Here is a 23,952-nt window from a genome sequence, read left to right on the forward strand (position 1 = left end):
ATGTGATCGAACAGCGCTTGCGGTTCGTCGCGTTGTTCCCTAACTGTTCGCTTATGTCCGAAATTGAGGTCCAGACTGATCCGTCGCAAACGGAACCGCCTTGGTTGCGTGGGTTAAATCCGCCGCAGCGTGAAGCTGTGCTGACGACCGAAGGACCAGTGCTTCTGCTGGCGGGCGCAGGCACGGGCAAAACCGCCGCGCTGACCGCCCGTATCGCGCAGATATTATATACACGCCAAGCATGGCCGTCAGAAATTCTTGCCGTCACCTTCACCAATAAGGCGGCGCGCGAAATGCGGGAGCGCATTGGCGCAATGGTAGGTTCCGCAGTCGAGGGGATGCCGTGGCTTGGCACCTTTCACAGCATTGGCGCAAAACTGCTGCGCCGCCACGCCGAAGTCATTGGCCTGCAAAGCAACTTTACGATCATCGATACAGATGATCAGCTTCGGCTGTTAAAGCAGCTCATTCAGTCTGAGGATTTGGACGAAAAACGCTTCCCCGCGCGCGGACTTGCAGGCTTGCTCGACAAATGGAAGAATGCGGGCAAATCCCCTGCTGATTTGGATGCCGCCGATAATGAAGCTTTCGCCAACGGCAAAGGGCAGCATATATATGCGCTATATCAGGCGCGGTTGCTGGCGTTGAATGCCTGCGATTTTGGCGATTTGTTGTTGCACGGCCTGAACCTGTTGAAGAACAACCGAGACATTCTCGAAAAATATCAGGCGCAGTTCAAATATATCCTCGTCGACGAGTATCAGGATACCAACGCCGTCCAATATCTCTGGCTTCGATTGCTGGCGCAGAAGCGCAAAAATATCTGCTGTGTCGGTGATGATGACCAAAGCATCTATTCATGGCGCGGCGCCGAAGTTGCGAACATCCTGCGCTTTGAAAAAGATTTCCCGGGCGCAAAGACAATCAAGCTGGAACAGAATTACCGCAGCACGCCGCATATTCTTGCGGCTGCATCGGGCTTAATTGATGCCAACAGTACACGGCTTGGCAAGACGTTATGGACCGAATTGGACGATGGCGAAAAGGTTCGGATCATCGGCGTTTGGGACGGCCCCGAAGAGGCCCGCCGCGTCGGTGAAGAAATTGAGGCCATCCAGTATAAGGGCGAAAGTCTAGACAGCGTCGCCATTCTCGTCCGCGCGCAGCATCAGACGCGTGAATTTGAAGACCGCTTCATACAAATCGGCGTTAATTACCGGATCTTCGGTGGTTTTCGTTTCTATGAACGTGCCGAAATTCGTGATGCCATTGCCTATTTACGCATCGTCAATCAGCCCGCCGACGACCTTGCGTTCGAACGGATTGTTAACGTGCCAAAGCGCGGCATTGGCGACAAAGCAGTCGAAAAAATCCATATCGTGGCCCGTGCAGAACGTGCGCCTTTGTCCGTTGCCGCCGCGCGTCTGGTTGGAACCGACGAACTGACTGGCAAGGCACGAAAATCGCTTGCGGACCTTGTGGTCGACATTGCCCGCTGGCGGGACGAGGCCGCGACGATGTCGCCTGCCAATCTGACGCGCCTGATATTGGACGAGAGCGGCTATACCGCCGTGTTGCAAGCCGAGCGCAGCGTTGAGGCGTCGGGTCGCCTAGAAAACCTGAGCGAACTTGCCCGCGCGATGGAAGAATATGAGACCCTGGGCGAATTCCTTGAACATGTCAGCCTTGTCATGGACAATGATCGCGGCGACACAGGCGCAAGCGTCACCATCATGACAATTCATGCCGCCAAGGGATTAGAATATAACAATATATTTTTGGTAGGATGGGAAGAAGGCATTTTCCCATCGCAACGCGCGTTGGACGAAGGCGGCCTTGCGTCATTGGAGGAAGAGCGCCGCTTGGCTTATGTCGCGATTACCCGCGCCAAGCGCCAATGCACCATCATCCATGCCGCAAATCGCCGGATATATGGCCAATGGACCAGCAGCATCCCCAGCCGTTTTATTGAAGAATTGCCGCTCGACCATATCGAAGCAGAACAGACCATGACGGGCGGCGCATCCTTATGGCGGGCGAATTGGAGTGAACAGACCGACCCGTTCGCGCATCTGGCGGCCGCCAACCAAGGCCGAAGCAATGCGCGAGGCCCAGGCTGGCAACGCGCCGCCACCTCGGGCGGCTTTAACCCCCGCCCGCAGCGCATAGCCGAAAATACCCGCAGCGCCGTCAGTCTTGGGAACATGGGCCGAAGCGATCTCAGCATTGGTCTGCGCGTTTTCCATGAAAAATTCGGCTATGGTGCAATTATGTTGATTGAGGGCAACAAGTTGGAGATCGATTTTGAACAAGCTGGCCGTAAGCGGGTAATGGACAGCTTTGTCAGCCTGGGGTGAGTAGCGCTATGATAAGGCTGGTAAAGGCGCGTTCCTTGCGGTTAAAGTGACGCATGGCAGGGAATTCCAATATCATCAATGACGCCAGAGCGGCGGTTCAACGGCGCGACGGCGCGCTTGCGAAACGCTTGCTGGCAGAGCTTCCGGAAAGTGAAATGCCTTGGTTGCTAATGGCGCAGGCATGCAACCTACTCGGCAACGTGATAGACGAAGAGGCAGCATTACAGCGCCTGCTTGCATTGGAACCACGCAACTTACCTGCGTTGATCTTGTTGGGCGAATTAAAGGCCAAAATGGGTGATGACCGCGCCGCCAATGCTTTCTTTCAAGCTGCGCTCAATCAAGCGGCAACCACCCCGAACGTGCCGGCCGCTTTTCACCCAATGCTCAACCGTGCGCGCGATTTTATCGGGCAGGTGCAGGTCAAATTTGAACAGCATTTGATTGATGGCCTGAAACAGGCCGGCCTCACGCGCGATGGCAGGGTCGGCACTGCTGTCGATATGCTGCTTGGCCGAAAGCAGCTTTATCTGCAGCAGCCTTCAAGTTTTTATTTTCCGGGACTGCCGCAACGGCAATTTTACGAGCGCGATGAATTTCCGTGGCTAACGGAAATCGAGGCCGCGGTGCCAGAAATGCAGGCGGAACTGCGCGCTGTGTTGGCCGATGGCAACGACTTTGCACCTTATGTGGAGGCACATGCGGATCGACCGCTTGCGGCCAATCCGCTGATGAACGATCCTAAATGGGGGGCATATTATTTTTGGCGCAACGGGGAAATAGTTCCCGAAAACGCCGCGCGCTGCCCTGTGACCATGCAAGCGCTCCAACATGCACCGATGCCGCTGATCGACCAGAGGTCACCGATTGCTTTATGGTCCTTACTTAAACCAGATACGCATATTCAGCCGCATCATGGCCTGTTGAACACCCGCCTCATCTGCCACATTCCGTTAATCGTACCGCAGGGTTGCGCCCTTCGCGTCGGTAATGAAACGCGAAGCTGGCGTGAAGGCGAGGCGTTGATTTTCGATGACAGTTTTGAACATGAGGCATGGAATAAAAGCGACGCAACGCGCGTCATTTTGCTATTTGAAATCTGGCGTCCTGAAATATCGTTGGACGAACGCGCGGCGTTGACGGCGATATTCGAAACAATCAATGATTATCACGGCGTTCCGGAAGATGCGGGATAGTCTGCGCATTGCGCTTAGAAACATAAGCCGGTAGGCCCACAGAATATGTCCGACACGCCTGCTGAAATCCACCCGCTTAAAATTGCGGACTTCCGCTTTTATTGGATGGCGCGGTTTATGGCGGTGCTTGCCACCATGGGGATGGTCGTTGTTATCGGTTATCAGGCCTATGACATCGCGCGCAGCGATTATGGCATGTCCATTCGCGAGGCATCATTGCAACTGGGCCTGTTGGGGCTGGTGCAGTTTGTTCCCCTTGCGCTGCTAACGCCGGTGGCGGGATGGGCCGCAGATCGCTGGGAACGGCGGACTGTAGCGCGGCTCGCCAATAGCATCGATATGCTAGTCGCAATTGCTTTGGGTTGGTTCACCTACATTGACGGACTGACCCTACCACTCCTTTTCCTGTTTGCAGCCTTGCACGGCGTCGCACGCGTTTTTGTCGGGCCGTCCATGTCGGCGATTGCACCCAACATCGTGCCACCCGCATCCCTGCCCCGCGCGATTGCCTTAAGCTCCATTGCTTGGCAGATCGGTTCAGTGATTGGCCCTGCGGCAGGTGGCCTGATGTTCGCCGCAAATCCGTCACTGCCATATTTCGCCTCGGCCGGGCTTATGTTGATGGCGACGATCAGCCTCAGCTGCGTTCGTCCAGTCTACCCGCCGCCGATGGAAAAGAAAATTCATCCTATCCGCCAAATGATCGATGGCATCCGTTATACGTGGTCGGAACGTTTCTTATTGGGGGCCATAACACTTGACCTGTTTGCGGTGTTGCTGGCGGGCGCGACGGCCATGCTCCCTGTCTATGCGCGCGACATATTGATGGTTGGGCCAGATGGACTTGGGCAGTTGCGCGCGGCGCCTGCTGTGGGCGCGTCAGTGGTGGCACTGCTGCTCACCTTCCGTCCGCTGCGCCACAATGTTGGTGCAAAAATGCTTTGGGCTGTGGTCATCTTCGGGATTGCGACCATTGGCTTCGGCCTGAGCCATGAAATCGGTGCGCGCGTGTTTGGCAATGCTGAAATTGGCTTCTTGAACATGGGTGCCGGCATGGCAGTGGCGTTGGTCATGCTCATCGTGCTTGGCGCGTCGGACATGCTGTCCGTTTATGTGCGCTCATCCCTCGTGCAGCTCAACACACCGGACGACATGCGCGGCCGCGTAAGTTCTGTGTCCGGCCTTGCCATTTCCGCGTCCAACGAATTGGGCGAATTGCAATCCGGTTTGGCCGCAGCAGTGCTTGGCCCCGTCGGCGCAGTTGTATTTGGTGGCGCTGGTGCCATATTCGTTACAGCCATTTGGGCTGGGTTATTCCCCGAGCTTAAAAACGCCCGCACATTCGAACCACAATATAGAGGAAAAAGTCCATGAAAGCACAATCGATCCTCGAAACCATTGGGAACAGTCCGCATATTCGCATGGGACGTATGTTCCCGAATGCAGAGGTCTGGATTAAATCAGAACGGTCAAACCCCGGTGGGTCGATTAAGGACCGCATTGGCTTGGCCATGATAGAAGCAGCCGAAAAAGACGGCAGCCTTAAACCTGGCGGCACAATCATTGAACCGACCTCCGGCAATACGGGCGTCGGCCTTGCCATGGTGGCAGCGGTCAAGGGTTATAAGCTCATTCTCGTCATGCCTGAATCCATGTCGCTGGAGCGTCGCCGCTTGATGCTCGCTTATGGCGCGTCGTTTGACCTCACCCCGCGTGAAAAGGGCATGAAGGGCGCGATTGAACGCGCGCTTGAACTGGTATCGCAAATCACAAATTCATGGATGCCACAGCAGTTCGAAAACCCCGCCAACATCGATGTCCATGTGCGCACTACCGCGCTAGAGATATTAGAAGATTTTGCCGATACCCCCATCGACGTCATGATTACGGGCGTCGGTACAGGTGGGCATATCACGGGTTGCGCGGAAGTTTTGAAAAAGGCTTGGCCAAATCTGAAAGTGTTTGCGGTTGAACCCACATTGTCCCCCGTCATCAGCGGCGGGCAACCGGGTCCACATGCGATCCAAGGGATTGGCGCAGGGTTTATACCGGCAAACTTACATACGGCTTTGCTTGACGGGGTCATTCAGGTTGATCCCGAAAATGCCAAAAAAACCGCCCGCCGCGCGGCCCGTGAAGAGGGCATGTTGGTAGGCATTTCATCGGGCGCAACGCTTGCTGCGATTGCCCAGAAGCTGCCCGAACTTCCCGCCGGAAGCCGCGTACTTGGTTTCAACTATGATACCGGCGAACGCTATCTGTCGGTTCCGGATTTCTTGCCGGTAGAATAAACCAAAAATGCCGGGAATCACGTTCCCGGCATTTAGGGTCAGGACCCTAATTTTCTGGCGGTGCAGCGGCTGTTTACGCCGCTGCAAACATTTCCGGTGTAAGCGCCATGATCGCTTCGCTGCCCGCTTCAATCTTACGGCGCAGCGCGCCACAATCTGGCATGTGACGCTCCGCAAAATAACGCGCAGTCACCAGCTTGGTTTCGTAAAATGCCGCGTTTCCAGCCCCTGCATCCAATGCCTTTTGCGCACTTTGCGCCATGCGGAGCCATTGCAAGCCAAGCGCAACGATGCCCATGATATGCATATAATGATGCGCACCCGCGCCGATATTGTTCGGATTGGCCATGCCATTTTGCATGAACCACATGGTTGACGCCTTCAAATCGCCATTGGCCTTCTCAAGACGGCCGGCCAGGTCCGTCAACGGCCCATCCTTGGCAGCAGCGCATTCCTCATCCACAATCTTGAAAAGCGCCTGAATGGCGCGGCCACCATTTTGCGCGAGTTTCCGGCCGACGAGATCCATGGCTTGAACACCGTTTGTGCCTTCATAGATCATCGCAATGCGGGCATCGCGGACATATTGCTCCATGCCCCATTCGGCGATGTAGCCATGGCCGCCATAGACCTGCTGCGCATTGGTCGCGACTTCATAGCCCTTATCCGTGCCATATCCCTTGATCACGGGTGTCAGCAAAGACAGTAAATCATCAGCGGTCTGCCGCTCCTCTTCGGTTTGCGCATGATGCAACAAATCGGCCTGCAACGCGCCCCATAGGCACAAAGCGCGCATGCCCTCGGTAAACGACTTTGCATCCATCAGCATACGGCGGACGTCCGGATGAACGAACAACGTGTCCGCTTTTTGGTCCAAATCCTGCGGGCCAGTCAGTGCACGGCCCTGACGGCGGTCTTGCGCATAATGAACCGCATTTTGGTAAGCAACTTCTGCAACGCCCAAGCCCTGCTGCCCCACACCAAGCCGCGCGATGTTCATCATGATAAACATCGCCGCAAGGCCCTTATGCTCTTCGCCGACCAAATAGCCGGTGGCACCGTCATAATTCATGACGCAGGTGGCGTTGCCGTGAATGCCCATTTTATGTTCAATCGACCCACAGGATAACGCATTGCGTGCACCAAGCGATCCGTCATCATTTACAATGAATTTCGGTACGATGAACAAAGAGATGCCTTTTACGCTGTCGGGTGCACCTGGTGTTTTTGCGAGCACCAAATGAATGATATTCTCAGTCAGGTCATGCTCACCCGACGAGATGAAAATCTTGGTCCCGGAAATGGCAAAGCTGCCATCTCCATTGGGTTCTGCCTTGGTCCGAATAAGGCCAAGGTCCGTTCCACAATGCGGCTCCGTCAGGTTCATCGTCCCGCCCCATTTGCCCGAAATCATGTTCGGGGCATATTTGGCTTTCTGCTCCGCACTGCCCTTGACCAAAATCGCGGATACAGCGCCCTGCGTCAGACCGGGGTACATGCCAAACGCCATGTTGGAACTCGACATCAGCTCTTCAAAGGCCATGGAAACGATATGCGGCATGCCCTGCCCGCCAAACTCCACGGGGCCAGACAAAGTGCCCCAGCCACCTTCACAATATAGCTTATAGGCTTCCTTGAACCCATCAGGAGTGGTCACGCTGCCATCCTCATGGCGGGTGCAGCCCTGTAGGTCGCCGACTTGGTTCAGAGGGAAAAGCACATTTTCCACAAACTTTGCGCCTTCGGTCAGGATCGCATCGATCATGTCAGCGCTGGCATTTTCAAACCCGGGCAGATTGGCATAGCGCTCGATACCCAGAACTTCGTTGAGGATGAACTGCATATCGCGAACGGGGGCGGTGTAGCTTGGCATTTTCGGTCCTTAAAATAGCAGTGAAGTGGTCTTAGGCCGCAGCGGATTTTTCCGCCGCTTCGACCTGCTCCACCGTTGAAACAAATTCGGTCAGCTCGTTAATTGCGCTTTCGATATCGTCGCGCTGGGCTTTCAGCAGATTGATCCGGTCCCGGCATTTTTCAATAGTCACGCGGCGCTGAATATTGCGGCCGTCATTAAGGTCATAAAGATCGATCATCTCGCGTATTTCGGCCAGGCTAAAACCGACGCGCTTTGCCCGTAATATCCACGCCAACCGCGCTCGGTCGCGCTTTGAATAAATGCGCGCCAAGCCCATACGTTCCGGCGAAATCAGCCCCTGATCCTCGTAAAAACGCAGTGCCCGCGCGGTTACCTCAAATTCGACTGATAGGTCGGATATCGTAAACGAATCCCGATTATATGCGTCGGGCGTGTCGATGGTCGCATCGGCCCGCCTTTCGTCGCGCGTTACAGATTCCATAGCGCCTTCCCTCTTGGTTGCCCTAACGTCACTAGTTTACGTTAGCGTAAACGTCAATCGGGGAAGTTACAACTGCGGTAGGAAATATAGCAGGTTAAACAGATGGCTCGGGCGGGGATGCTTCTGCGGAATTTGGTGCCAGTACCGGCGGGGACGGCGCCGGGTCAGCGGCCGCATCCGTTGCCCCGACCACAGAATCTGAGGGTGGCTGGGGTGCTGGCCGCTTAACAGGGGTTGAAGTGTCTTGAAGAACGACGACCTCTTGCCCCATTTGCGTGACGCCAAACAAGGCCTTGGCAAAGACAATGGGCAAACGGATGCAACCATGCGACGCTGGATATCCTGGCAAATCACCCCCGTGGATAGCAATACCATCCCATGTCAGGCGCTGCATAAAAGGCATTGGTGCGTTGCTGTAGAGGTTGGATTTATGGTCCAATTTTTTTTGCAGAATGTTGAAAATACCCGTCGGCGTTTCCTTGCCCTTTTTCCCTGACGAAATCGTACTAAAACCAATAAGCTTTTCATTCTGAAACACATAGATTCGCTGCGTGTCGAGCACGATAACGATTTTCATTGGTCCTTCATAAACGTCCTGCTTCGCCCAAACAAACTGTCCAGGCTTGAGCGCATCCACAGGCCCTTTTTTGCGGGGTTTTGGCGCGAGCGTTGAAATCGGAGGCTCAATTGCGGGTGGTATTGCCGCAGGCGGCACAGCGCCTGATTGCGTTTGCGCTGGTGGCGTGGCTAAAGCCGAATCCGCCGGACGGACTTCAGGCAATGGACCTTGCTGGATAGGCGCAGATTGCGCCTGCCCCAATGTCTGCGCTCCAGCCATGGCCGGCACCGCGCTCATCAACAAAAGTGCAACTAAGCCCTGCATTTTGCGGATGCCCGCGCCGAAACCCATGAAATTGCCCTAACTGCCGGATAATGTGCCGCACAAAACGACCTCTGGTTCAGCATACCATCATCAACATGAAAATTCGACGTCAATTTTCCCGCAGCCTTATATAATTAGGCTTCGGCTCATAAGTTCCGACATGATGCGCCTAACTGTCCTCCTTTTGCGCTCAAATGCCTTTTCAGCCCTATTTATCGACAGAGTTGAGCCCTATCTTGACCTCATGAACATCGGACGCAGGCAATTTATTCATTCAGCGGTTTTAGGGGCGAGCTTGCTCACGGTTCCGTCCAAGGCAGCCGACATCGTTTTTCGCTCGGGCACGGGCGCTGAAACGGGCGGCCCATCGCCGCTATTGCTTGGCCGCGCAAAGGCGGCATTGGCTGCGCATAAGGCGCGGATTCGTAACCATGACTTGCTTGCAATAGCTGACTTTTCCAAGCCATCGCGCGACCCACGCTTTTATATTGTCGATCTACGCAACGATACATCCGACACGTTCCTTGTCGCCCATGGCAAGGGTTCGGACCCAAGCCATAGCGGCTGGGTACAACATTTCTCCAATGTGCATGGTTCGGAAGCCACCTCAGCAGGCAGCTATCTGGTCGGCGAGACCTATTTTGGTCAATATGGCGAATCTCGGCGTTTAATCGGGCTTGATCCGCAGAATGACCAAGCCGAGGCCCGCGCGATCGTCATTCACCCTGCTTGGTATGTGAACCAGTCGTTGATTCACGACCAAGGCAAGATTGGCCGCAGCCAAGGCTGCTTCGCCTTTGCCAAGGATGACATCAACATAATCCTCGAGCGTGTGGCCCCCGGATGCCTGTTATACGCCGATAAGGTTTGAGCTCAGCTCCGGTTTCCGGATTGAGGCCGCGAAGGTGTTATTTAAAAGTTCACGGCTTAAACACGCCGCAGATGATCCGTTTCCCGCTATTGCCGCTTGGGTCGGTTTTATAATCATCGGCTTTCTCGTGAATGACAAGCGCGCCGCCATCGGCATCCAACAGACCGGTTGGCCCTGACAGCATAATGTCCGTCAATTTATACTCCAGCGTGATTTTAAGATCATCTCCCGCATTCGCATTCGGCAAATCTCCATCATGCGCGCCCATGGGGTTATCGAGACCATGCTGTTTCATATCGGGGTTCCAGTGCGGCCCCCCGCTGGCGAAGTCGGGTGCTTCGCATTTACCAACAGCATGAAGGTGCATGCCATATGTTCCAGCAGCAGGCGCTTGCGCAGACAGGCTCAAAAACACGCCATCGCGCCGCTGCGAAATGGTCGCAACGCCGGCCCAGCTGCCATCGGCACGGGCGAGATCAGCCGTCAGCACTTCGGAAACTTCAGCTGTCTTTGCCGATTGCAGGGTTGAACAGCTTGCGAGGACCGGAATGATAAAAATCGGCAAAATCTTAAGCATATTCTTCTCCTGAATCTAGAAATAGCGGGCAAAGTATAACATCAACCGAGCGGCAAACAATTTGTTTCACGCCTTCAATCAGCCCATTCATGGGGCTTAACGCCTTGTGCAAACAACAACGCTGTCAGATCATTATGCCGCACGGAAAAGTTGGCGGCTTGCGCCAATTGCGGACGCGGATGATAGCCTACACCAAGGCCACCGTCGGACACCGCTGCCGCGATCATAGGCAAGTCATTCGCGCCATCACCAACCGCTAACGCCGATCCAAGAGCAACACCGCGCGCTTGCGCGGCTGCGTGCAACACCACACGCTTTGTCGACGCATCCACGATATCAGCCGCCAATGCGCCGGTCAGTCGGCCGTCTTTAATCTCCAGAAGGTTGGCATGCACTTCATGAAAGCCCAGCATATCAGCCACAGGGCCAGTAAAGCTGGTAAATCCGCCGGACACAAGCACCGCATGCGCGCCCCATCCGGTCATCGTACGCACAAGGATTTCGGCCCCCGGCATTGGCTGCACGCGTTCGCGCAGGCACAGTGCAATGACACTTTCGTCCAGGCCCGCCAGCAGAGCGACCCGCGCCTTTAACGCGTCGGCAAAATCGAGCTCACCTGCCATTGCGCGTTCGGTAATCGCGGCGATCTCCGGCTTAATACCCGCATAGTCCGCCAGTTCATCAATGCATTCGACCGTAATCATGGTGCTGTCCATATCGGACACCAACAACATTTTGCGGCGGTTTGCCCCATCCTGTAAGGCAATGTCGAAGCGGTCCTCAAGACCCTCTAGGGCCATGCGTGCATCAGATAGGTCGCCCTCAAACGATATGTCGACCGCCTTACCCTGTGCGAGCCAGTCAAAAGCCTTGGGAATACAACCCGCTTCGGCCAATCGATCCTTAGCCTCGGAAAAGTTGCCGCTTTCCAGAATGTCTGCTGCTATCAGAGTGCAAATGGGCATAACGAATCCTCAAAATATGGTCGCGCTTATTGCGGGTCCGACAGCGAGCGGCAAGACGGCATTAGCGCTGCATCTGGCCCGATCCGGTAATTTCGAGATCATCAACGCCGACAGCGCGCAAGTATATTCAGATTTGCCCCTATTGAGCGCCCAGCCCACAGCAGACGAGCAACGCAGCGTTCCGCACCATCTTTTTGGCTATATCGATGGCGTCACACCCTGCTCCGCCGCGCGCTGGGCGCAAGATGCAAAGAACATTATTGCCCGGGCCCATGCTGCAGGCACGACCCCGATATTGGTGGGCGGTAGCGGTCTTTACATCCGCACCTTGCTTGACGGCATTGCGCCCATTCCGGAGGTCGATCCTGCATTGCGCGCTAAGATACGCGCGATGCCGGTGGATCAAGCTTATGCGGAGCTTCAAACATATGATGCGCCAGTAGCCGCAACATTGGCCCCCACTGATGTCAGCCGCATCACCCGCGCACTTGAAGTCGTGCAAAGCACTGGGCGCAGCATATTGGCATGGCGCGCAACCAAGACTGGAGGGATATCCGATGATATCCGTTTACGGCCTTTGCTGCTCTTGCCCCCGCGCGATTGGCTATACGACCGTTGCGACACACGCTTTGAACAGATGATGGAGCGCGGGGCAATTGATGAAGTAGAAGCATTGCTTGCCCGCAATCTGCCGCAAGATGCACCCGTTATGCGCGCCATCGGCGTGCCTGAGATTTCGGCCTATCTGAAAGGGACCATTTCGCGGGCGGAAGCAATTGAGCGCGGTCAAACCGCCACCCGGCAATATGCAAAGCGGCAGTTTACTTGGTTCCGCAATCAAGCCCCGGCGGATTGGCAGCGGATAACTACAACAGTAAATGATTCAAAAATTGATAATTTTGAAATAATATTTCAATGATTGTATTTGACAAGTCATTTTCTAATCACTAGCTAGCCCGCTCTTGCTTACCTTATTGCAGTGCAACATAGGCAGGCAGCTTAACACATAAGGATTGCCCAGTGCCCGAAAAATCCGGCGCAGAAATTTTGATTGATACCCTGATCGAACAGGGTGTGGACACCGTATTCGGTTACCCCGGCGGTGCAGTCCTGCCCATTTACGATGCTTTATTTCAGCAGAAGAAAATCAAACATGTCCTCGTTCGACATGAGGCGGGCGCTGCGCATGCGGCAGAGGGTTATGCCCGCGCAACGGGTAAGCCCGGCGTTGTGCTTGTCACATCCGGCCCCGGCGCCACCAATGCTGTTACCGGCATTGCCGATGCGTTTATGGATTCCATCCCGCTGGTCGTCCTGACAGGTCAGGTTGCGACCAATTTAATCGGCACGGACGCGTTTCAGGAGGCCGATACCGTTGGCATAACGCGCCATTGTTCGAAGCATAATTATTTGGTGAAGGACCCAGCCGAACTCGCAACGGTCGTGCGAGAGGCTTTTGCCATTGCCACCAAAGGACGTCCCGGCCCAGTTGTCATCGACATTCCCAAAAATGTGCAGGTCGCGACGGCGAATACCGATGTAAAGCGCCCTGCCCGATCGCGCTTCACTTATGCGGGCGAAGCCGACTATGCCGAAATCAACCGCGCGGTCGAATTGATTGCCAATGCCAAGGCGCCGATTTTGTACACAGGCGGCGGCATCATCAATTCGGGCCCCGCCGCAAGTGCCGCACTGCGCGAACTGGCCGAACTGACCGGAGCGCCCGTGACATCCACCCTGATGGGCCTTGGCGCATATCCGGCCTCTGGCGACGCTTGGTTGGGTATGTTGGGCATGCATGGTACTTATGAGGCCAATATGGCCATGAACCAATGCGACGTCATGGTTTGCCTTGGCGCACGTTTTGACGACCGCGTAACGGGCCGCTTGGATGCCTTTTCACCCGATAGCGTCAAAATCCATGTCGATATTGACCGCAGTTCGATGAACAAAACCGTGCGCGTTGACCTGCCTATCGTCGCTGACGTTGGCACGGCCATGCAGCAGATGATCGATGTCTGGAAAGGCCGGAAAACCAAAAAACAGCCGCTGACCGAATGGTGGTCACGCATCACGGGATGGCGGGCCGTCAATTGCCTCAATTATCCCGGCAGCACGCAGGAAATCATGCCGCAATATGCGATTGAGCGTCTGTTTGAAGCCACAAAGGATAAAGCGCCGATTATCACGACAGAAGTTGGCCAGCATCAGATGTGGGCGGCGCAGCATTTCCATTTTGATGCGCCAAACAAGTGGCTGACCAGCGGCGGCCTTGGCACCATGGGCTATGGCCTGCCTGCCGCGATTGGCGCGCAAATGGGCCATCCCGACGCGCTTGTGATCGATATCGCCGGTGAGGCATCGATCCAAATGAACATCCAAGAAATGGCAACAGCAACGCAGTATCGCTTGCCGGTGAAGGTCTTCATCCTCAACAATGAATGGATGGGCATGGTGCGCCAATGGCAAGAGCTGACCTATGAAAGCCGCTATTCCGAAAGCTATTCGGACAGCCTGCCTGATTTCGTCGCTTTGGCCGAAGCCTATGGCTGGAAAGGCATTCGGTGCGATGACCCCGCCAAGCTTGATGATGCCATCGCCGAAATGCTGGCATATGACGGGCCCGTAATGTTCGATTGCCGCGTGCACAAAACGTCGAACTGTTTCCCTATGATTCCATCAGGCGCAGCCCATACGGACATGATCCTGTGTGCAGACCAAGTATCGGGCACCATGGATGACGAAGCAAAGGCGCTCGTATAATGCATATCAAGCAAGAACTTACCGAACGGCATGTGCTGACGCTCACGGTCGATAATGAAGCGGGTACGTTGGCCCGCATCGCCGGCATGTTCACGTCGCGCGGCTACAATATTGATAGCCTCACCGTGGCCGATATCAGCGAAGACCATACGACAAGCCGGATAACCATCGTGACCAAAGGCCCGCCGCCTGTGATCGACCAGATCATTGCGCAATGCGAACGCCTCATTCCCGTGCACAAAGTCACTGACCTCACCGAAGCTGGGCCACATGTGGAGCGCGAACTTGCATTGGTAAAAGTCCACGGCACTGGCGACCAACGTGTTGAGGCCATGCGCCTTGCCGACATTTATCGCGCACGCGTTATCGACGCCACGGTCAACAGCTTCATTTTCGAAATCACGGGTGGCCCTGAAAAGATCGACACTTTTGTAAAATTGATGCGCGAAGTTGGGCTGGTCGAAGTTGGTCGGACGGGCATTGTCGGCCTAATGCGCGGAGCCGACGCGAGTTAATGAAGATATCGTCACCCCAGAACCGAAGCCGTGCAGAGCACAACGCGTTCTAGGGTTTTGAAAATACGCCGTTGAAAGTAAGACCCTGAAACACGTTCAGGGTGACGGCAACAAAGAAGGACGGAAGAATGAAAGTATATTATGACGCAGATTGCGACTTGGGCCTTATCAAAGACAAAAAGGTCGCGATTATAGGCTATGGTAGCCAAGGCCATGCCCACGCACAAAACCTGCGTGATAGCGGCGTGGCGGAGGTTGCTATCGCACTGCGCGCTGGATCGGCAACGGCCAAAAAGGCAGAAGCTGCTGGCTTCAAAGTCTTGGCGAATGCCGACGCGGCCGTTTGGGCCGATATCCTCATGGTACTTGCGCCTGACGAACATCAGGCCGCGATTTACGCCGATGATCTGCACGCAAATATGAAACCCGGCGCGGCTTTGGCCTTTGCCCATGGCCTTAACATTCATTTCGGCCTGATTGAACCGCGCGCCGACATTGACGTTATCATGATCGCACCCAAGGGCCCCGGCCACACCGTGCGCAGCGAATATCAAAAAGGTGGCGGCGTCCCTTGCCTGATCGCAGTTGCACAGGATTCGAGCGGCAACGCCCATGATATCGCTCTAGCCTACGCCAGCGGCGTGGGCGGCGGACGCAGCGGCATCATCGAAACCAACTTCCGTGAAGAATGCGAAACCGATTTGTTCGGCGAACAGGCCGTGTTGTGCGGCGGTATCACGCACCTCATCCAAGCTGGTTTCGAGACCTTGACCGAAGCAGGCTATGCACCAGAAATGGCCTATTTCGAATGCTTGCATGAAACCAAGCTGATTGTGGACCTCTTGTACGAAGGTGGCATTGCCAACATGCGTTATTCGATTTCGAATACCGCAGAATATGGCGACATCACTACAGGGCCACGGATCATCACCGACGAAACCAAGGCCGAAATGAAGCGCGTTCTCGCGGACATTCAATCGGGTCGTTTCGTCAAGAATTTCGTGCTCGACAACCGCGCGGGCCAGCCAGAGTTGAAGGCCGCACGCAAGGCAGCGGCAGCGCACCCCATCGAAGAAACGGGCGCAAAGCTGCGTGCGATGATGCCGTGGATTGCCAAAAATAAGTTGGTGGATCAGGCGAAGAACTAATCGCTTTTTCCTAGCTTGACTCATTTGGGGGAGGCATCGACACTGATGCTTCCCCTTTTTGCTATCTGGAGCAGACTCATGCGTAAGCTTTTATGTGCCCTTCCCCTCTTGTTCGCTGTACCATTGATCGCGCAAAGCGCCCCGCAAATGCCCGGAACAATGGACGTCGCCCGCGTTACCGCTGGAACCTACAACACCGACCCCGGCCATACATTGATCGGCTGGCGCGTGAGCCATTTTGGTTTCAACGATTATTTCGGCATTTTCGGCGATGCGACGGGAACGCTGACACTTGACCCCGCCAATCCGAATGCCGCCAAGGTGGATATCACTATTCCTGTCGGCAAGGTCACGACCGCAAGTGCTGGCCTGACGGGACATCTGCTGCGCGCGGGCAAGGACGGCGGCAAGGCCGACTTTTTTGGCCCCGCGCCAACCGATGCCAAATTCGTCTCAACCAGTGTCGCGGCTTCGGGCACCACCGCCAAAATCACCGGCGACCTCACGCTGAACGGCGTCACTAAGCCAGTCGTTCTGGACGCCACATTTTCAGGGGCCGGCAATAACCCATTCAACAAGAAAGCCACCGTCGGCTTTCACGCCACCTCCGTCATCAAACGCAGCGCATTCGGCATAAGCTATGCTGTTCCGATGATTTCAGATGAGGTGACATTGGACATCAGCGTTGCGTTTGAAAAAGCCAGCTAAGGTCTAAATATTATCATGCAAAGCCGCAAAGGCGCGAAGAGAAGAAGATAAGAAACGCCCTTCTTCTTTGTGTCTTTGCGGCTTTGCGTGATAAAAATATTGAGTGGTCGGCTGCCGCAAAAGGAGCGCAAGAAATGCGCTACGTCGTCCTCACCCTGTCGAAAAAAATTGACAATAACCTAAAATAACAACATTTTAGTTATCCGGTCCACAAAACGCCTAATCAGAGAGGGAAACCTATGATTGTGTTGTGTGAAGCCGAAACAGGAGCGGTCTCGCAAGGATATGGCCATTCGGCATCCGACGTTCGCGGGGCAATATCAAAGCGGGTATCCCAATGACAAGAGCGGGGTCTTGGGAGCGATCAATGCGCTACGCGTTTCGTGGAACAGCCCTATTGTTTCTTTTGCTCGGAAATACCCCGCCGGATCAAAAGCCGACTGACATAATCGTCACTGCGCCAGCCCGCGCACCTAAAGAACTTAAAAAACAAACGCTGAATTTTGTAAGAACTATTTCAGATACAGCGGAACAAAACCAATTCTCCCGCCGTGATGATCCGTTTTGCGTTAAGATCGTGGGAATTGATCTTGCATATCATGACTTGATACGAAAAAAAATTCGGGAAACTGCAACATTAGCGAGAGCACCTAAAGAGGCACCGAAGGGATGTCGGCCCAATATACATGTCGTTTTTTCAAACGACGGCGATGCAATGATCGCGGCTTTTAAACGCAGATATTCTGCCATAATCAGCGCGCAACCATTAGGAAAAATTGACGAGCTTATGCAGTCAAAAAAGCCTATACGGTGGTGGTACGCCTCCAAAATAGAGGGCGCCAACGGTGAACCCGTTACAGATGGTATAGTGCCTACATATCAGAGATATACTGCCAGCTTGATTTCGAGCGGCATTGAAATTGAACTTACATCCACCGTTATCATTGTCGATATAAATCAGTCCAATGGATATCCATTGGAATCTGTGGCGAGCTACATCTCCATGGTCGCATTTGCGCAAATTAACGGCGCAACACGGGAAGCTACCGGCAACTCATCGATTTTAGGCATGTTCAACAATGATAAGCCACGAATAGAGGCGCTACGTAACCTGACCATCTGGGATCGTGCGTATTTGCATGCGCTGTATAAAGTTGCGCCAGACAGGCCTATTTGGCAGCAGCAAAAGCGCCTCAGAGGAGCAATGGTGGAATATATCCAAAAAAACTAGGGTCGGGATTACGTAAATCCACCTTTGACAAAACGATTTAAGGTACAAAAATTATCACGCAAAGCCGCGAAGGCGCAAAGGGAAGAAGATAAGAAATGCTCTTCTTCTTTGTGTCTTTGCGGCTTTGCGTGATAAAAATTTCTATGGCTTGCGTCATTCAACCAGCACTGGCGTGGTTTGAACCAGATATTACCGCAGGCCATCGATCCCCGCGTTCGCGAGGATGACAGTGGTAGGTGTTTAAACTGCTGGCGCGCGATTAGCCCAAATAGCGGGCATCAAGGCTAGCTTTCGCTGCCCGATATTCCGCCTCAAGCTGGTCAACGAATTCTGCAACGGTTTTGACAGCTTTAACCGCGCCAATGCCTTGGCCTGAACCCCAAATGTCTTTCCACGCCTTGGCTTCACTGTTGCCGCCGGAACCGAAGTCCATCGTGGAAATGTCGCCTTTGGGGAGGTTGTCAGGGTCCATCCCTGCCCGTTCAATGGACTGGCGCAGATAGTTACCGCTGACGCCTGTGAAGAGGTCGGAGTACACGATATCTGAGGCCTTGGCCTCAACAATATTCTCTTTGTAGCCATCAACCGCGTTCGCTTCCTTGGTCGCGATGAACGCGCTGCCGATATAGCCAAAGTCTGCGCCCATCGCCTGTGCCGCGAGAACCGACGCACCATGCGCGATGGAGCCGGACAGAGCGACAGGCCCGTCAAACCATTCACGGATTTCACGCATCAATGCGAAAGGCGACGTCACGCCCGCATGGCCGCCAGCGCCAGCCGCAACGGGAATGAGGCCATCGGCGCCCTTTTCGATTGCCTTGCGTGCGAACCGGTCATTGATAACGTCATGCAACGCAATGCCGCCCCAGCTATGTACGGCTTTGTTCAATTCTTCCTGCGCGCCTAACGAGGTAATGGTGATTGGGACCTGCCATTTGGCGCATACCGCAAGATCCTCCTGCAATCGGTTATTCGACTTATGGACAATCTGGTTCACCGCATAAGGCGCGGCGGGGCGGTCAGGGTTATCCCGGTTATGGGCCGCCAGCTCTTCGGTAATCTGATGCAGCCATTCGTCCAATTGGCTTGCAGGGCGCGCATTGAGGGCCGGAAACGAACCAACCACGCCGGCCTTACATTGCGCGATGACCAGTTCTGGCCCGGACACGATGAAGAGCGGTGAGCCAATCACTGGAAGCCGAAGATTATCAAAAATTGCCGGAAGTGCCATGCGTCGAATCCCTTGTTAATTCATCAGTTACGCGTGGGTTAGCCACAGCGCGTAGCGGCTGTCAAACCCACCTTTTTGAACGGGCTATGCCGTAGGGTAAGGTGCTCCGGCGCGCGTGCTTTACCCCGCCCCAATGTTTGCCATAGCTGCAGATGCAAGGCCTGAAGGCAAATACCACCGGAGCGCCCCAGCGCAGATACACTGCTTCGCTGCGGTAGATTTTGTCCTAAGCGCCGTTAGCAGCGCTCAGAATGGCCCTGACGGACGCTGTGGCCACATCCTGACTGATACCGACGCCAAATATAATCGGTCCGTCACCCACGCGGCATTCGACATAAGCGGCGGCGCGGGCATCTGTGCCATGGCCAATAGCGTGCTCACTATAGTCGATGATATCCAGCCGCCCGCCCAGCGCGTGCTCCAATGCGTTGGCAAGGCTGGAAATCAGGCCGTTACCACGTCCGCTGACGCTTTGTTCAACGCCATCTATGCGGATATTACCCGCAAATATGCGCTCGTCCTTTTGCCGCTGGCTTTGGGTTTCGTGGAAATCGATTAACCGGAACCGGCCATCGCCCTTTAGATAGTAACGCTTTTCAAACGCCTCCCAAATGTCAACGCTGGTCAGTTCGCGGCCGGTCGTGTCGGACAATGCCTGCACCGTGGTCGAGAAATTCGCCTGCATCCGTTTGGGCAGCTTCAAACCTTGGTCCTGCTCGATCACCCAAGCCACGCCGCCCTTGCCGCTTTGCGAATTGACGCGGATGACGGCTTCATAATTGCGGCCCAAATCGGCGGGATCAATCGGCAAATAGGGCACGCGCCAGATTTCGTCATTCTGCCGTTCTTGCGCCGCGAACCCTTTTTTAATCGCGTCCTGATGCGACCCTGAAAAGGCGGTGAATACCAATTCGCCAGCATAGGGATGGCGCGGATGAACGGGCAACTGGTTGCAATATTCAACCGTCTGAATGACCTCGTCAATGTCGCTGAAATCCAGGCCCGGATTCAGTCCTTGAGTATACATGTTCAGCGCCAGCGTCACCAAATCGACATTGCCAGTGCGCTCGCCATTGCCGAACAGGCAACCTTCAATACGGTCACCGCCTGCCAGCAAGCCCAGCTCGGCGGCGGCGATGCCGCTGCCGCGGTCATTGTGGGGATGCAGGCTGATGACGACATGATCGCGCGCGCTGATATTGCGGCACATCCATTCGATTTGATCGGCATAGACATTGGGCATGGCGGCCTCAATCGTCGCTGGCAAATTGAGGATCAGTGGCTTTGCCGCCGTGGGCTGCAGCACGTCCATTACCGCTTCGCACACCTCAAGGCTGAATTCGAGTTCCGCCGTCGAAAATGTTTCCGGGCTATATTCAAAATGCCAGTCAGTTTGCGGATATTTCGCCGCTTGCTCTTTCAGGATATTCGCACCTTCGATAGCGATCGCCTTCACACCTGCTTTGTCGAGGTTAAAGACGATATCGCGCCACGCCGGGCTGACCGCATTGTAGAGATGGACAATGGCCCGCGGCGCGCCAGCCATGCTTTCGAACGTTTTTTCAATCAGGTCGCGCCGTGACTGCGTCAGGCTTTGGATCGTAACGTCATCGGGAATGCATCCGCTGTCGACGAGCCCGCGAATAAAGTCGAAATCCGTGGCGCCCGAACTTGGGAAGCCAACTTCAATCTCTTTTACGCCGACCTTCAGCAACAGGTCAAAAAAGCGTTTCTTCTTTTCCGTCCCCATGGGGTCAATAAGCGCTTGGTTGCCATCGCGCAGGTCGGTGGAAAGCCAGCGCGGCGCGCGGTCTATGGTCCGCTTCGGCCATATCCGGTCGGGCAGATCAACTTGAGGAAAAGGTCGGTATTTACGTGATGGGTCAGCAAGCATCATGATAAGTGGCAACTTCGCTAAGGCGCCCGATTTACGGACTATTAAAATTTGCGGTGATGTGGCCCTTAGGCGGGTTGCCGAACGAGGTCAGCAAAACAGGCACGCCTAAGGGCGTGTAAGTCGAAGTAGAAGCGAAAGGTGACCGCGCAGGTTCATTATGGTCCTGCGATAGCCAACTGCAACAACATCCGTCCAGTGCAAAAATGCATGGCATCCATTTTGTTGCAAAATGCTGCCCCGTAAAAGCGGTGCGGCACGCTGCGTCAAATTTCGACTTGGCTACCCAACTCCACCACCCGATTGCTTGGCAGTTTGAAAAACTCCATCGCATTGGCTGCATTGCGCAACATCCACGCAAATATCTTTTCCCGCCAGATCGCCATGCCGGGCATTTTGGATGCAATCAACGTCTGACGCGACAGGAAAAAGCTGGTGTGCATCATGTCGAATTTAGGACCGCACAAATCAACTAAGTCCAGCGTCGCTGGCACATTGGTCTCTTCCAAAAAGCCAAAGCGCATTTTTACGCGATAGAAACCTTCGCCTAAATCCTTACAGATTATGCGGTCAGAGCTCACAACATAAGGCACATCCTCAATCTGCACCGTCAGAATGATTACGCGCTCATGCAAAATACGATTATGCTTAATGTTATGCAGCAAAGCCGAAGGGACACCGCTCGCTGCCGACGCCATAAATATCGCCGTACCTGGAACGCGGGTCGCGCTATTGGCGGCTGACTTTATGAAAATCTCCATTGGCATCGTGCTTTCTGCCATGCGTTCGCGCATCAAAGCGCGGCCACGCGACCATGTCGTCAATAATGTGAAGATCACTAAGCCGATTACCAAAGGCACCCATCCGCCCGATGGCACCTTCAGCAAATTGGCGCCCAAATAGGCAAAGTCGACGATAAAGAACAAAGCGAGGATCGGCAGCGCTTTCCACTTTGGCCATTTCCACAATGACAGCAGGACAACCGCAATCAAACAGGTATCGATGAACATCGCGCCGGTGACCGCAATACCATAAGCTGCGGCAAGGTTGGACGATGACTGGAAGAATAAAACCAGCAACAAAACCATCACCGCAAGGCCCCAGTTAATCGCCGGAATGTAAATCTGCCCAGCGGCCTTCTCGCTTGTGTGCAATATGCTGAGGCGTGGCATGAAGCCCAGCTGAATTGCCTGCTGCGTTAACGAAAACGCGCCGGAAATAACGGCTTGGCTGGCGATGATCGCGGCCATGATCGTGAGAAAAATGACTGGCGTGCTGATCAGTTCTGGTACCATCAGGAAAAACGGGTCGCGAATAGCAACCTGCGCCTCTTCGGGGGTCATGGACAATATCATTGCCCCCTGCCCCATATAATTGAGCATCAGCGCAGGCAGAACGAAGAACAGCCAGCTAAACTTAATTGGCCGCCGTCCGAAATGCCCCATATCGGCGTAAAGCGCCTCCGCACCCGTCACTGCCAGAACGACGGTACCCATCGCCACAAAAGCTCGAAAACCATCAATATAGAAAAAATAAAACGCATTCATGGGGTTCAAAACGTCGAATATTATCGACGGCATTTTAACCAGATGCATCAGACCCAAGCCTGCCAATGTCGTAAAATAGACCAGCATGATTGGCCCAAACCAAGCCCCCACCTTCGCGGTCCCACGTGACTGAAATGCAAATAACGCACCGATGATCACAACCGCTATCGGCAATATCCATGCGCTAAAGCCTTCGTTCACATATTTCAGACCTTCCGCCGCCGACAAGATCGACATAGCGGGCGTGATCATGGAATCGCCATAAAACAGCGCGGTTGCAAACACCCCAAGCATGACAAAAGGCGCAGTCCATTTCGCGCCAGCCGTCTGCCGGTTGATAAGCGCCAAGAGGGCGAGGCTTCCGCCCTCACCCTTATTGTCGGCTTTCATGATGGTGAAGACATATTTGAACGTCACGACGATCATCATCGACCAGAACACAAGGCTCAACACACCTTTGATGTGCATCGGGTCGGGGGTTATCGGGTGGTGGCCGGCAAAAGTTTCACGGAACGCGTAAATCGGACTGGTGCCGATGTCGCCAAAGACAACACCAACGGTGCCGACGCATAAGGCCAGCAGTGACCCTTTTGGGGCATGGCTGTGATGGTGATCTTGGTCGCTATGACCGAAATCGTCTGCTTGCGGTCCAACCATATTGTTTCCCCGGCTTATGCCCCCAAACGCCACCTTTCCCGTGACTGGGGCGCGGGCAATAGCATGGAGCACGGCCCTTCACAACACAGCAATTCTGTGTTCGAATTCTAACAAAATAAATTATAATCAATTACTTAGAGTTGATATTTAATTCTGATTCTGTCGCCTGGGCTTGCAGCGCCTTTGCCGCCTGCAGTTGCGACTCAATCCGCGTTTTCCACTTGGCTTTGGGTGTCGCCACGGAAACGGTTTTCTCCCAGTTCAAAATCGCCCCATCAAGGTCGCCTGCAAACAAACGCGCGAGCCCCGCAAAATAATAAGGCGCAGGATGTTTCGGCTGAATGGCCCGCGCTTTATCGAACGCCAATACTGCGGGCGGGGACATTTGCCCCTCACTTGCCAGCATCAATTGCAGGCCAAGCGCGGACCATAAATCGGCATTCTGCGGATCAATGCGTAAGCCTGACTTAATATAGGAGGCAGACAAAGGATAATCACCCTGCTTGGCAAAGGAATCCGCTGTCACAAGCCAGCGCTTCGCACTGCCAAAGCTCTCGTCCATATCCGCACGGATATCGACCAGCTGCGTTGCCCCGGCTGCACTGGCCTCCAGCGGCTGTGCTGGCGCGGGCGATAACGACGGACGCCCCTGCAGGGCATATCCGGCCATTCCTAACAGCACTGCTGCGGCGGCGACCTGCCACAACCCCTTTGACGACCGTACATAATATACCAGCACAGACAGGCTGAGGAGCGAGAGC

At 54.5% G+C, this 23,952-nt stretch carries 20 protein-coding genes; 11 read left to right on the plus strand and 9 right to left on the minus strand.

Annotated elements, in window-relative coordinates:
• Positions 1-53: 53 nt before the first annotated feature.
• The 4 genes from ACILP3_RS03295 to cysK are packed head-to-tail and all read left to right on the plus strand — an operon-like array spanning position 54 to position 5,844.
• Positions 54-2,357 carry an ATP-dependent helicase gene (locus ACILP3_RS03295; protein WP_395615245.1) on the plus strand — a complete coding sequence of 768 codons (2,304 nt, stop codon included), beginning with the start codon at positions 54-56 and terminating at the stop codon, positions 2,355-2,357.
• A 53-nt stretch (positions 2,358-2,410) separates the two neighbouring features.
• Entirely contained in the window at positions 2,411-3,553 is a 1,143-nt protein-coding gene (locus ACILP3_RS03300; protein ID WP_395615246.1) for an aspartyl/asparaginyl beta-hydroxylase domain-containing protein, read from the plus strand.
• Between the two features lie 45 nt (positions 3,554-3,598).
• Entirely contained in the window at positions 3,599-4,927 is a 1,329-nt protein-coding gene (locus tag ACILP3_RS03305) for an MFS transporter (RefSeq protein WP_395615247.1), read from the plus strand.
• Positions 4,924-5,844: a cysteine synthase A gene (gene cysK / locus ACILP3_RS03310; protein ID WP_395615248.1), complete on the plus strand. Its 921-nt coding sequence runs from the start codon at positions 4,924-4,926 to the stop codon at positions 5,842-5,844. Before ACILP3_RS03305 ends, cysK begins: the two co-directional genes overlap by 4 nt.
• Positions 5,845-5,917: 73 nt before the next feature.
• Here cysK and ACILP3_RS03315 read toward each other — a convergent pair whose 3' ends face one another.
• The 3 genes from ACILP3_RS03315 to ACILP3_RS03325 form a co-directional block, all read right to left on the minus strand.
• Positions 5,918-7,717: an acyl-CoA dehydrogenase C-terminal domain-containing protein gene (locus tag ACILP3_RS03315; RefSeq protein ID WP_395615249.1), complete on the minus strand. Its 1,800-nt coding sequence runs from the start codon at positions 7,715-7,717 to the stop codon at positions 5,918-5,920.
• A gap of 31 nt (positions 7,718-7,748) precedes the next feature.
• A complete protein-coding gene (locus ACILP3_RS03320) occupies positions 7,749-8,201 on the minus strand; it encodes a MerR family DNA-binding transcriptional regulator (protein ID WP_395615250.1) in 453 nt (150 codons plus the stop codon).
• Positions 8,202-8,295: 94 nt separating this feature from the next.
• Positions 8,296-9,111, minus strand: coding sequence for a L,D-transpeptidase family protein (locus tag ACILP3_RS03325; RefSeq protein WP_395615251.1), 816 nt, complete (start codon positions 9,109-9,111; stop codon positions 8,296-8,298).
• 268 nt (positions 9,112-9,379) lie between these two features.
• Here ACILP3_RS03325 and ACILP3_RS03330 point away from each other — a divergent pair, with 268 nt between their 5' ends.
• The gene (locus tag ACILP3_RS03330; RefSeq protein ID WP_395615252.1) at positions 9,380-9,955 is read left to right on the plus strand and encodes a murein L,D-transpeptidase catalytic domain family protein; all 576 of its coding nucleotides are present in this window, start codon (positions 9,380-9,382) and stop codon (positions 9,953-9,955) included.
• Positions 9,956-10,004: 49 nt separating this feature from the next.
• Here ACILP3_RS03330 and ACILP3_RS03335 read toward each other — a convergent pair whose 3' ends face one another.
• Positions 10,005-10,532 carry a superoxide dismutase family protein gene (locus ACILP3_RS03335; RefSeq protein WP_395615253.1) on the minus strand — a complete coding sequence of 176 codons (528 nt, stop codon included), beginning with the start codon at positions 10,530-10,532 and terminating at the stop codon, positions 10,005-10,007.
• Between the two features lie 74 nt (positions 10,533-10,606).
• On the minus strand, positions 10,607-11,497 hold the full coding sequence (gene serB, locus ACILP3_RS03340; protein ID WP_395615254.1) for a phosphoserine phosphatase SerB: 891 nt from the start codon (positions 11,495-11,497) through the stop codon (positions 10,607-10,609).
• Here serB and miaA point away from each other — a divergent pair.
• The 6 genes from miaA (at position 11,490) to ACILP3_RS03370 (ending at position 17,862) form a co-directional block, all read left to right on the plus strand.
• Complete coding sequence (miaA, locus tag ACILP3_RS03345) at positions 11,490-12,416, plus strand: tRNA (adenosine(37)-N6)-dimethylallyltransferase MiaA (protein WP_395615255.1); 927 nt, start codon at positions 11,490-11,492, stop codon at positions 12,414-12,416. The two genes, serB and miaA, sit on opposite strands and share 8 nt — an antisense overlap.
• A gap of 101 nt (positions 12,417-12,517) precedes the next feature.
• Positions 12,518-14,260 carry an acetolactate synthase 3 large subunit gene (locus ACILP3_RS03350; RefSeq protein ID WP_395615256.1) on the plus strand — a complete coding sequence of 581 codons (1,743 nt, stop codon included), beginning with the start codon at positions 12,518-12,520 and terminating at the stop codon, positions 14,258-14,260.
• Positions 14,260-14,775, plus strand: coding sequence for an acetolactate synthase small subunit (ilvN, locus tag ACILP3_RS03355; protein ID WP_295491663.1), 516 nt, complete (start codon positions 14,260-14,262; stop codon positions 14,773-14,775). Before ACILP3_RS03350 ends, ilvN begins: the two co-directional genes overlap by 1 nt.
• Positions 14,776-14,903: 128 nt before the next feature.
• Entirely contained in the window at positions 14,904-15,923 is a 1,020-nt protein-coding gene (gene ilvC / locus ACILP3_RS03360; RefSeq protein ID WP_395615257.1) for a ketol-acid reductoisomerase, read from the plus strand.
• 78 nt (positions 15,924-16,001) lie between these two features.
• Positions 16,002-16,631, plus strand: coding sequence for a YceI family protein (locus tag ACILP3_RS03365; RefSeq protein WP_395615258.1), 630 nt, complete (start codon positions 16,002-16,004; stop codon positions 16,629-16,631).
• A 367-nt stretch (positions 16,632-16,998) separates the two neighbouring features.
• A complete protein-coding gene (locus ACILP3_RS03370) occupies positions 16,999-17,862 on the plus strand; it encodes a hypothetical protein (RefSeq protein ID WP_395615259.1) in 864 nt (287 codons plus the stop codon).
• A gap of 259 nt (positions 17,863-18,121) precedes the next feature.
• Here the strand turns inward: ACILP3_RS03370 and ACILP3_RS03375 are convergent, their stop codons facing one another.
• The 4 genes from ACILP3_RS03375 to ACILP3_RS03390 form a co-directional block, all read right to left on the minus strand.
• Complete coding sequence (locus ACILP3_RS03375) at positions 18,122-19,093, minus strand: NAD(P)H-dependent flavin oxidoreductase (protein WP_395615260.1); 972 nt, start codon at positions 19,091-19,093, stop codon at positions 18,122-18,124.
• A gap of 226 nt (positions 19,094-19,319) precedes the next feature.
• Entirely contained in the window at positions 19,320-20,990 is a 1,671-nt protein-coding gene (gene leuA / locus ACILP3_RS03380) for a 2-isopropylmalate synthase (RefSeq protein ID WP_395615261.1), read from the minus strand.
• A 263-nt stretch (positions 20,991-21,253) separates the two neighbouring features.
• Positions 21,254-23,191 (minus strand): potassium transporter Kup, encoded by a 1,938-nt coding sequence (locus tag ACILP3_RS03385; RefSeq protein WP_395615262.1) that lies wholly within the window; start codon positions 23,189-23,191, stop codon positions 21,254-21,256.
• A 130-nt stretch (positions 23,192-23,321) separates the two neighbouring features.
• A partial coding sequence (locus ACILP3_RS03390) for a tetratricopeptide repeat protein (RefSeq protein WP_395615263.1) occupies positions 23,322-23,952 on the minus strand: 631 nt, incomplete at its 5' end.

The organism is Sphingorhabdus sp. (assembly GCF_044239665.1).
In the GTDB taxonomy this organism is placed as follows: domain Bacteria; phylum Pseudomonadota; class Alphaproteobacteria; order Sphingomonadales; family Sphingomonadaceae; genus Sphingorhabdus_B.